Consider the following 9,594-nt stretch of genomic DNA (forward strand, 5'->3'; position numbering starts at 1 on the left):
GGGGGGTGCCGCCAGGGTCACCACCGAGTGGTGACCAGCTCGGCCATGTCAGAGGTGACGTAGTGTCCGGAGTAGATATTCCTTGCGGTCCAAGGGATTCGCACCGGTCCGGGGCCGGGACGGCGGCGGGCCGGGGTAGGGGCGGTACTCCTCGAACTCGCTGAGGAACACGCCTTCGCCCTGGGTGAGCCCGGGAAGCGCCTGTTCGAATTCGGCCACGCGGCTCGCCGGGATGCTGCCCCGGACGGTGCACGACGACGGTCCGACGTCCGGCTCACCGGGTACGGCACGCAGTTCGGTCAGCTTCAGCAGCGCGGCGCTGAGACAGTGCGCCGGGACCTCCAGTTCGAACCGGTTGACCGGCTCGTACACCCGGGTTCCGGCTTGTTTCACCGCTTCCATCAACACCAGCGGCGTCATCTTGCGGAAGTCTCCCGCGGCGCTGACCGGGCTGAAGTACGCCGTGCGGGTCAGCGTGACCGCGCAGTCGATCACCTCCCAGCCGTACAGGCCCTGCTGGAGCGTCTGTGCGACCGTTTCCTCGATCGCCTTGTGGAACGCCAGCGGCAGCGAGCCGAGTTCGACCGAAAGCCCGAACGTGCCGCCGGAGCCGGGTGGGCCGGGTTCGACGTGGATCCCGACTGTGGCCCAGAAGTACAACCGTTCGTCGGGGTCCATTTCCTGCACGGCGTCGCCGTGGCCGATGAGCCGTTCGACGAACAGCGTGCGGGTTTCGGCGAAGGAAACCGCGATGCCGAACTCCTCGGCCAGTGTCGACTTGACGATTTCCTTCTGCACTTCACCGTAGAGCCGCACCGAGATTTCGCCGGTGTCCGGATGACGCCGGGTGCCGATGAACGGGTCTGCCTCGGCAAGCCGTTCCAGCGCCGTGTAGAGCGCCGACGCCTGATCGGGACGCTCCGGGAGCACTACTGTTTCCAAGCTCGGCGGAGCGAAGAAGCCCCGTTCCGGCAATGCTTCGGCGGTACCGAGCTGATCGCCGATGCGGACGTCGCGGAGGCCTCGGATCCGTGCGATGTCACCGGAAACCGCCGCCGCGGCGTCCTCGCCGATCACTCGCACCGCGGACACCCGGCCGCTCAGCTCGACGAGGTTCCCGCCGCTTTCCCTGCGGTAGAAGGAAATATTCTGTCGTGCGGTGAGTGAACCGGAGCGCAGCCTGGCGTAGGCGTTTTTCTCGCCGGCGCGTCCGCGTTCGATTTTGAACACCGTCGCGCGCAGTGTTCCCTCGCCGGTACCTTCGGTGGCGGGGAAAAGCTCGCGGACGGCGGTGACCAGGTCGGCGACGCCGGAGCCCGTGATCGCCGATCCGAAGAGGACGGGATACACGTCGCCGCGGCTCGTCTGACGAGCCAGCTCGGTGTGAAAATCCGCTTCACTGAGCCGAACGTCGTCATCCACAAAGGACTCAAGAAAGGCGTCGTCGCCCTCGGCGAGCAGTTCGCCGAGTTCTTCGGCGAACGCCGGGTCATCGAGCGTACGGGGCGTGCTGACGGCGTCGGGCGTGCCGATTCCGGTGACCGTGCTCAACGTGATGACGCGCGGCGAGAGCTTTTCCCGGATGGCGCGCAGCAGATCGACGTCGTCCGCGCCCATCCGGTCGATCTTGTTGACGAAGATCAGCACGGGGATGCCGAGCCGGACGAGGGTACGCATCAGCACCCGGGTCTGCGCCTGGACGCCTTCGACGGCCGAGACGACCAGAATGGCGCCGTCGAGCACGCGAAGGGCGCGTTCGACCTCGGCGATGAAGTCCGCGTGGCCGGGCGTGTCGACGATCGTGATGCGCCGGTCGCCTGCGGTGAACGCGACCACCGCGGATTTGATGGTGATCCCGCGACGGCGTTCGAGAGCGAGCGAGTCGGTCTGGGTGTCGCCGCCGTCGACGCTGCCGAGGTGGCTGATCACGCCCGCCTCGAAGAGCAGGCGCTCGGTCAGGCTGGTCTTACCGGCGTCGACATGCGCGAGAATTCCGATGTTCAGGGTTTTCATGACGGTGCGAGGTCCTCGAAGATGCGGTGAACAGGCCGGGTCCGGGGTGAACGACGGTCTGTCGGCGCATCGGGGTTTCTCCTCGCATCGGGAACGGGTTTCCGGATACCACGGTAGCGGCAAGCGCTTGCGGGGGACAGCGAGTTACGGGGCGGTTCCTGTCGGTTTCCTGTCGATGACTCGCTGAAGTCCCGTCCCCGGCGCGCGCTGCCCTACCGTGGGCCGGGTCAGTTGAACTTTCACCGAATCGTGGAGCTGGAGTACCGCATGTTCGCACGCGTCAAGGACGTCACCCTGCTGCTGGGCAGGATCGGGATCGCGGTGGTCTTCCTCGCCCATGGCCTGCAGAAGTGGGACAACGGAATCACCGGGACGGCGAGCTTCATGGAGAAGGTCGGCATGCCGCTGCCGACCGTCGCGGCCGTTTTCGCGATCGCGGTCGAGATCCTCGGATCGATCGCGTTCATCGTCGGATTCCTGACGCCGCTCGTCGGACTCGGCTACGTCGTCGTGTCGATCGGCGCACTGCTTTCGGTGCACATCGACAACGGCCTCACCGGCCAGGGCGGCTACGAACTCGTGCTGGTCCTCGCGGTCGCCGGGCTCGCGCTCGGCTTCAACCCCGGCCGCATCTCGCTGGACCACGCGCTCTTCTGGCGTAAGCGGGAGCAGCGCCTGTCCTCCTCGAACGACGCGCTCCTGACCGCCTGACCGCAACGCCGTTAAGGCCACCTTACGGGCGTCAGACGCCCGTAAGGTGGCCTTAACGGCATTTCAGCCCAGGTCGACGGTGGTGCGCTCGGCGGCGCGGCGGTCGGCGAGCTTGGCCGGGTCGGCGTTGCTCACCTGGACGAGGTGGACGCCCGCGGCGAGCGGGACCAGCAGGCCGTCGAGAATGCCTTCCGTCCCATCCCAATCCACAGTGGACAGGGCACGATCGCTCGCGGACAGACCGATCTTCGCGGCCCGGGAACGGGACTCCGTCAGCACCTCGTCCACTGTGGACTCGCCGAGTGCGGGAGTGTCGCCGGGTACCGGGAACAGCGGGCTGAACTGGTCGCCGGCGAGCCGTGCCTCGCCGAGGTAGTCGAGCGCGCCGTCGGCGGGCGGTTCGGCCAGTCCGCGCCCCATCGGGTCCAGCGACACCACGGCCGTGGCCTCTGCCTCGGAAACGCCGTCGGGTGTCACGAACGCCACGCGTGCCCCGCCGGTCTCGGTGACCACGCGTGCCCCGCACCACCAGGCCCCGAGCAGCACGCCCACGGTCTGCCAGTGCGACGGCAGCCGCACCGCGACGGCGTCGCCCGGCTCGACGTCGAACTCCTCGACCAGCCAGTTCGCCGTTTTGGCCGCCCAGTTCGCGGTCGTCGCGACGGACAGTTCCACCCGGCTGCCCAGCGCGTCGTCGTAGTGCGTGATCAGCGGTTTCGCCTGGGACGCCAGCAGCGGGCGCAGCAGCTGTTCGGTGAGGCTCATGGGTACAGGCTATGACCACTGACCCCGTTGACACCGAGGGCTGCCGTAAGTAGTTTTGCTTACAAAACAAAACTACGGGGGTTGGAATGACCATCCTTGTCACCGGTGCACGCGGCCACGTCGGCGGGCAGGTGCTGGCTCAGCTGCTCGACGCGGGCGAAAAGGTACGCGCGGCGAGCCGCGACGCGAGCACGCTCGACGTGCCCGAGGGCGTCGAGACCGTGAGCCTCGACCTCGAGGAGTCAGACGACAGTGCGCTCGACGGCGTCCGCGCCGTGTTCCTCTACACCCGGCCGCAGGGCATCGAGAAGTTCGTCGCCGCGGCCCAGCGGGCGGGAGTGGACCACGTCGTCCAGCTGTCCTCGTCCGCGACGCTGGAACCGTTCTCGGAGAACCGGATCGCGGTCCTGCATCGCGCGGTGGAGGAAGCGCTTGCCGGGTCCGGTCTCGGGCACACCGTGCTGCATCCCGGGCATTTCGCGAGCAACACGCTCGCCTGGGCGGCCGAGCTCGCCGAGGGCGTGGTGCGCACTCCGTATCCGGACGCGCGAGTCGGTGCCATCCACGAGGCCGACATCGCCGCCGTCGCCGTGCGCGCGCTGACCACCGGCGAACACCGCGGCGCCTCGCTCGCGCTCACCGGGCCGGAAGCGCTCAGTTTCCGTGAGCAGGCAACGATTCTCGGCGACGTCCTCGATCGGCCGGTCAAGGTCGTGGAACTGTCCACGGACGAGGCGCGGGAGCGGATGCTCGGCCACGGCCTGCCCGACGGGGCCGTCGACGCGATTCTTCGTTCGTGGGCGAGCGCGCTCGACGAGCCCTCACCGGTCACGAAGACGGTCGAAGAGGTCACCGGCACCGCGCCCCGCACCTTCGCCACCTGGGTGTGGGACCACCGGGCCGAGTTCTAGGCCACGCGGTCAGTCGACGCAGCGCACGTCGTCGGCGGCGGCCACCCGCGGTGCCGCTCCCGTCGCTCCACCACCGCCGGACGGCGGGGCGGCACCACGGCCCGCCAGCTCGGCGACGAACTTCCGCACGGCCGCCGGATCGATCGCGACGATGCTCTGGCCGTCCTCGCTCGTCCCGTTCGACGTGATCACCGGGATCGTGGTGAAGGCGAGGTCGCCGGAGGCGATTCCCTTGACCTGCTGGACGAACTGCAGCAGATCGAGGCCGTCGTCGAGCACGATCGCCCGGTGCGCCGCGTCGATCAGCCCGCTCATGGTCGACGGGTTGGCCAGCGTGCCCGCGGACAGCACCTGGTGCAGCGCCGAGGTCAGGAACGCCTGCTGCCGCACGATCCGGTCGAGGTCGCCCCGAGGCAGGTTCTTCCGCTGGCGCACGAAAGAAAGCGCCTCCCCGCCGGACACCGTCTGGACGCCACGACGGAAGCTCGCGCCGGAATCCTTGTCCTCGGTCGCGTGGTTGAGGCACACCTTGACCCCGCCGAGCGCCTCGGTCAGCAGGTAGAAGCCGAGGAGGTTGACCTCGGCGTAGTGGTCGATGCGCAGCTGGGTCAGATCCTGCACGGTCTGGACCAGTACGCGGCGGCCCTCGGTGTCGGAGTCGCGCTCGATCTTCGCCTGGTCCCGCTCGCCCCGTGCTCGCTGCTCCGCCGCGAAGCGTGCCTTGGCGACGCCGTACGCGGAGTTGATTTTTCCCTTGCCCCGCCCCGGAATGTCGACCCAGGTGTCGCGCGGGATGGAGATCCCGGACGCCTTCCCGCCGTTCTTCGGGATGCGCACGACCATGATCGTGTCGGTGTTGACGCTGCCCGCCGTCGCTTCGGTGCGCAGTTCCTTCAGCACGCGCAGCGGCAGCTGGTTGCCCTGCGCGTCGGTCCGCGCGTCGCTGCCGACGAGCAGGATGTCCGTCGCGCCGTCGTCCGCGGGCGGGGCCGCGGGGTCTTCCGGCCTGCTCAGCGCGTCCGTCGTGGGGACGTTCCGCTGCAGGCGTCCCATCGTGACGTAGCCGTAGGCCGTGGCGCCGAGCGCGAGCAGCGACACCAGGCCGAGCGCGATCCGCCGGGTCAGCTTGGCCGCGCGCGGGCCACGGCGGGCCGGGACCACCGGCTCGGGCTCGGGCTCGGTCCGGGGGCGCGGAAAGGGCGACGGCTTCCAGTCACCGTCCGTGGCCGATGAGGTGTCCTCGGCGGCCACCGCGTCCTGCTCCGCATCGAGACGTGGTTCGCCATCCGGCTTGCGCTCGTCGTTGTCCACCGTGGTCACCTCCCCGTATCGTCACTGCGTCGTCCAGCCTAAGGTGCCGACGCTGTCGCCACGCTGAGTGTCGGGGATTAGGGCGTGTTTCACCACGCCCTAGTTGATGCAGGCCACTCCGCCCGCGGTGATCGGCGGCTGGGAGCTCGACGGCGGTGGGGCGGACGACGCGCTGGAGGCCGGTGTCGGCTTGCTGCTCGGGGACGGGGTGGAGCTCGCCCCGCCCGGTGCGGCGGCGCCGTGGAAGTCGCGGCCGAGCAGGACCCGGACGTGCCCGGTGGCGACGTCGGCGTCCGGCTCGGCCTGAACGCTCGAGCCCAGCGCCTGGCGGACCAGGGAGAGCCCGGTGTCGTCGGCGGGGTTGTAGCGGATCACCGTGCTGTTGCGGGCACTCAGTTTGGTGTCGTCGGAGAGCCGGAAACCCTTGTTCTGCAACAAGGTGTGCGTCTGCGGGCCGACCGCGGAAGAGCCGGAGCCGTCGAACAGTTCGACGGTCACCGCGTTCGCGCCGGGCACCGTCGCGCTCGTTGACTGGGCAGGCTTCGCGTCGGGAACGCCGTCGGAGGTCAGCCGCGCCACCTCGGCCTGCACCTGGTCCTCGTCGACGCGCAGCACGTCGGCGCCGCCGACCACCGCGTTGCCCTGGGTCGGGAGGGTGTGGAACTCGATCCGGCCGCCGGTGAGCCCGCGCATCTGCTCGGCGAACTCCATCAGGTTCCATCCGGACGAGAGCACGACCGACTTCTTGATCGCCTCGACGAGGTCGCCGAGCTTCGCCGGGTTCATCAGTGTCTTGCCCGACAACACCTTGTTCGCCAGCCCGGACAGGAACGCCTGCTGCCGCGCGATGCGGTCGAGGTCGTAGTTCGGCAGGTCGTAACGCTGCCGGACGAAGGCGAGCGCCTGCACGCCCTCGATCGTCTGGCGCCCGGCGGGCAGATCGATGCCGGACTTGGCTTCCTTGACCGCGTTGTTGAGGCAGACGTCGACGCCGCCGATGGCCTTGGTGACCTCGTAGAAGCTCGCCAGGTTGACCTCGGCGTAGCGGTCGATCATGCCCGGTTTGCCGATGAGCTTCTCGATCGTGGCGATGAGGTTCTTGCGACCGGCCACCTTGGACTTCGCGTCGATGTCCTTGAGGTCGGTGTTTCCCTGCCGCTGCAGCGTCTGGGAGGTGTCGTTGTAGGCGTACACGTACGCGCTGTTGAGCTTGTGCTTGCCGTAGCCGCCGGTGATCTCCACGAGCGAGTCGCGCGGGAAGGAGATCGCGACCGCGCGGCGCCCGTCCTGCGGGATGTGCACGAGGATCATCGTGTCGGTCTGGCGCTCGCCGTCCGAGACCCCGGCGTGCAGCATGTCGAGCACCTCGCGGGGCAGCGGGTCACCGTGATTGTCGGTGCGGCTGTCCATGCCGACCAGGAGGATGTCGACGGCGCCGTCCAGCGGCTTCGCGCGTGCCGACTGGTCGTCGAACACCGCGCTGGTGGAAAGTCCCTCGTTCGGGTCACCGATGTACTGCCAGCCGTACCAGGTCAGCCCCAGGACCACCACGGAGAGCAGGCTGAGGAAGATCTTGCCGCCACGGCGGAAGAACACCAGAACACCACGTCCGTGGTGCACCGGCACGGGTGGCGCAGGCCACTCGGTCACGCGCTTCCTCCCCGATTCGTTCCCCCAGGGCACACCCGGTGCCACCAGCACGACTCTACTGATCCTCGTGTTAGACGTCCGTAGGCTGGGTGAAGGTTGCCCCAGTCGTGACACACTGATTCCCGATCACGCGGTCGGCGCGGGTGAAAGGCGGAGTAAATGCGGGTTCTCGTGACCGGTGGCGCGGGTTTCATCGGTTCGAACTACGTGCGCCGGGTGCTCGGCGGTGCCTATCCCACGCTGGCCGACGCCGAGGTCGTCGTGCTGGACAAACTCACCTACGCGGGGAACAAGGCGAACCTGGCGCCGGTCTCCGGCGATCCCCGGCTGCGGTTCGTGACCGGCGACATCTGCGATGCGGTGCTGGTGCGCGAGCTGATGCTCGGGGTGGACCTGGTGGTGCACTTCGCCGCCGAGTCCCATGTGGACCGTTCGATTCTCGGTGCCGCGGATTTCGTGCTGGCCAACGTGCTCGGCACGCAGACGTTGCTGCAGGCGGCTTCCGAGGCCGGCGTCGGGAAGTTCGTGCACATCTCGACCGACGAGGTGTACGGCTCGATCGACGAAGGATCGTGGTCGGAGGATCATGCGCTGGAGCCGAACTCGCCGTACTCGGCGTCCAAGGCGTCGTCGGACCTCATGGCGCGCGCGTTCTCCCGCACGCACGGGTTGCCGGTGTGCATCACCCGGTGCTCCAACAACTACGGTCCGTACCAATTCCCGGAGAAGGTCATCCCGTTGTTCGTCACCAATCTGCTCGACGGGCTGAAGGTGCCGCTCTACGGTGACGGGCTGAACGTGCGTGACTGGCTGCATGTGGACGATCACTGCCAGGGCATCCAGCTGGTCGCCGATCGCGGGCGCGCGGGGGAGATCTACAACATCGGCGGCGGCACGGAACTGACCAACCGCGAGCTGACCGGACGGCTGCTGGACGCGCTGGGCGCCGGCTGGGACAGCGTCGAGCCGGTCGAGGACCGCAAGGGCCACGACCGCCGGTACTCGGTGGACATCACCAAGATCAGGACCGAGCTGGGCTACGCGCCGCGAATGTCCTTCGAGGACGGTCTCGCTGATACGGTGCGCTGGTACGCGGACAACAGGGCGTGGTGGGAACCGTTGAAGGGCCGCGCCGCGCTGGCGAAATAAGGGGACGGTGTGTGACTGGAGGGCTGCTCCTGCTGGTGCCCGGGGGATCCGGGCAGCTCGGACGTGACCTGGCGGCGCTCGCCTCGTCCCGGCCCGATGTCGAGGCGATCACGCCCTCGTCGGCCGAGCTGGACATGACCCGGGCCGGAGACGTCGTCTCGGCCGTCGGAGCACTGGCGGAACGTGCCTCGGCTTCCGGCGCGTCACCGGTGGTGGTCAACGCCGCGGCGTACACCGCGGTCGACGCTGCGGAAACCGACGAGGCCCGCGCGTTCGCGGTCAATGTGGACGGTCCGCGGGTGCTCGCCGCGGCGTGCACGTCCCGCCGGGTACCGCTTGTCCACGTCTCGACCGACTACGTGTTCCCAGGGGATGCCTCTTCACCGTACGAAGTGGACGATCCGCTCGGCCCGCACAGCGCCTACGGCCGCACGAAGGCCGCCGGAGAGGACGCGGTGCTCGGCTCGGGTGCGTCGGCGTGGATCGTGCGGACGTCGTGGGTGTACGGGAAGTCCGGCAACAACTTCGTGAAAACGATGGCGCGCTTGGAAAAAGAGCGGGACACGGTGTCCGTTGTGGACGATCAGACCGGATCGCCGACGTGGTCGGCAGATCTCGCTTCCGGCTTGGTGGAGCTGGCCGGGCGCATCGCTGCGGACGCCGGTCCTCCGGGACGCGTGCTGCACTGCACCGGTGGTGGCTCGACGACCTGGTACGGCTTCGCGCAGGCCGTTTTCGCCGGGCTGGGCGCGGATCCCGCACGGGTGCTGCCCTGCACGACGGCCGACTTCCCGCGCCCCGCGCCGCGGCCGGCGTATTCGGTGCTGTCCAACGCTTCCTGGCGGGATGCCGGGCTGACGCCGCTGCGGTCGTGGCAGGACGCCTTGACGGCTTACTTCGCCGCTGCCTGATTCCTGGGTTGCACCCGTGCCCCCGGTTTCTCCGGTGGCTGCTGGGGTTCAGGTGTCCCCGAACGGTGCGTAGGGGACGCTGTATGTGGGGGTGGGGGGGGTCGTGTGGCTGAAGGGGTGCGTAAGCACGGGGAACGCGCAGATATAGGCCGTGCGCCCCCCGCGAGCGCCCC

General features: G+C 68.7%; 8 protein-coding genes. 4 read left to right on the top strand and 4 right to left on the bottom strand.

The genetic code is table 11. The features are described from left to right. Positions 1-48: 48 nt before the first annotated feature. Positions 49-2,013 (bottom strand): GTP-binding protein, encoded by a 1,965-nt coding sequence (locus tag ACFWY9_RS17880; RefSeq protein ID WP_378327991.1) that lies wholly within the window; start codon positions 2,011-2,013, stop codon positions 49-51. Positions 2,014-2,280: 267 nt separating this feature from the next. Here ACFWY9_RS17880 and ACFWY9_RS17885 point away from each other — a divergent pair, with 267 nt between their 5' ends. After that, positions 2,281-2,724 (top strand): DoxX family protein, encoded by a 444-nt coding sequence (locus ACFWY9_RS17885; RefSeq protein ID WP_378327990.1) that lies wholly within the window; start codon positions 2,281-2,283, stop codon positions 2,722-2,724. Between the two features lie 63 nt (positions 2,725-2,787). Here the strand turns inward: ACFWY9_RS17885 and ACFWY9_RS17890 are convergent, their stop codons facing one another. Further along, positions 2,788-3,489, bottom strand: coding sequence for a TIGR03089 family protein (locus tag ACFWY9_RS17890; RefSeq protein WP_378327989.1), 702 nt, complete (start codon positions 3,487-3,489; stop codon positions 2,788-2,790). 86 nt (positions 3,490-3,575) lie between these two features. Between ACFWY9_RS17890 and ACFWY9_RS17895 the strand changes: the two genes are divergently transcribed. Then, positions 3,576-4,400 carry an NAD(P)H-binding protein gene (locus ACFWY9_RS17895; RefSeq protein ID WP_378327988.1) on the top strand — a complete coding sequence of 275 codons (825 nt, stop codon included), beginning with the start codon at positions 3,576-3,578 and terminating at the stop codon, positions 4,398-4,400. A gap of 9 nt (positions 4,401-4,409) precedes the next feature. Here the strand turns inward: ACFWY9_RS17895 and ACFWY9_RS17900 are convergent, their stop codons facing one another. Both ACFWY9_RS17900 and ACFWY9_RS17905 read right to left on the bottom strand, forming a co-directional pair. Beyond that, a complete protein-coding gene (locus ACFWY9_RS17900) occupies positions 4,410-5,711 on the bottom strand; it encodes an LCP family protein (RefSeq protein WP_378328022.1) in 1,302 nt (433 codons plus the stop codon). Positions 5,712-5,810: 99 nt separating this feature from the next. Continuing rightward, positions 5,811-7,361 (bottom strand): LCP family protein, encoded by a 1,551-nt coding sequence (locus ACFWY9_RS17905; RefSeq protein WP_378339287.1) that lies wholly within the window; start codon positions 7,359-7,361, stop codon positions 5,811-5,813. 159 nt (positions 7,362-7,520) lie between these two features. On the opposite strand from ACFWY9_RS17905, the gene rfbB reads away from it, so the two are divergent. Together rfbB and rfbD are read left to right on the top strand one after the other, a co-directional pair. Continuing rightward, complete coding sequence (rfbB, locus tag ACFWY9_RS17910) at positions 7,521-8,510, top strand: dTDP-glucose 4,6-dehydratase (protein ID WP_378327986.1); 990 nt, start codon at positions 7,521-7,523, stop codon at positions 8,508-8,510. Between the two features lie 11 nt (positions 8,511-8,521). After that, the gene (gene rfbD, locus ACFWY9_RS17915; protein WP_378339288.1) at positions 8,522-9,421 is read left to right on the top strand and encodes a dTDP-4-dehydrorhamnose reductase; all 900 of its coding nucleotides are present in this window, start codon (positions 8,522-8,524) and stop codon (positions 9,419-9,421) included. The last annotated feature ends 173 nt before the right edge of the window (positions 9,422-9,594 follow it).

This window comes from Amycolatopsis sp. NPDC059027 (assembly GCF_042739735.1).
In the GTDB taxonomy this organism is placed as follows: domain Bacteria; phylum Actinomycetota; class Actinomycetes; order Mycobacteriales; family Pseudonocardiaceae; genus Amycolatopsis.

Excerpts from the sequence above, each read along its gene's own strand:
- ACFWY9_RS17880 (WP_378327991.1), bottom strand. The coding sequence starts at position 2,013 with ATGAAAACCCTGAACATCGGAATTCTCGCGCATGTCGACGCCGGTAAG.
- ACFWY9_RS17885 (WP_378327990.1), top strand. The coding sequence starts at position 2,281 with ATGTTCGCACGCGTCAAGGACGTCACCCTGCTGCTGGGCAGGATCGGG.
- ACFWY9_RS17890 (WP_378327989.1), bottom strand. The coding sequence starts at position 3,489 with ATGAGCCTCACCGAACAGCTGCTGCGCCCGCTGCTGGCGTCCCAGGCG.
- ACFWY9_RS17895 (WP_378327988.1), top strand. The coding sequence starts at position 3,576 with ATGACCATCCTTGTCACCGGTGCACGCGGCCACGTCGGCGGGCAGGTG.
- rfbB (WP_378327986.1), top strand. The coding sequence starts at position 7,521 with ATGCGGGTTCTCGTGACCGGTGGCGCGGGTTTCATCGGTTCGAACTAC.